Origin of the sequence: Streptomyces sp. URMC 126 (assembly GCF_051386555.1) — a bacterium.
Classification (GTDB): domain Bacteria; phylum Actinomycetota; class Actinomycetes; order Streptomycetales; family Streptomycetaceae; genus Streptomyces.
Window position 1 is genome coordinate 1 of sequence record NZ_JBPQTX010001198.1, and the last position, 246, is coordinate 246.

Annotated in this window: 1 protein-coding gene; it reads left to right on the forward strand. The window is 62.2% G+C overall.

Annotation, left to right across the window (positions count from 1 at the left end; translation table 11 throughout):
• Positions 1–246, forward strand: a 246-nt coding sequence (locus ACSNOK_RS35650; RefSeq protein WP_436784812.1) for a TerC family protein, incomplete at both ends; no start/stop codon positions are given.

The window sequence follows — 246 nt, forward strand, 5'->3', positions numbered from 1 at the left end:
CCTGATGACGCCGATGCTCATCGTCATGCTGGCGATCGGCACCACCGACGTCCTCTTCGCCCTGGACTCCATACCGGCGATCTTCGGCCTCACCCAGGACCCGTACATCGTCTTCACGGCCAACGCCTTCGCGCTCATGGGCCTGCGACAGCTGTACTTCCTCATCGGCGGACTGCTCAAGAAGCTCGTCCACCTCTCGTACGGGCTGTCGATCATCCTCGGCTTCATCGGGGTGAAGCTGGTGCT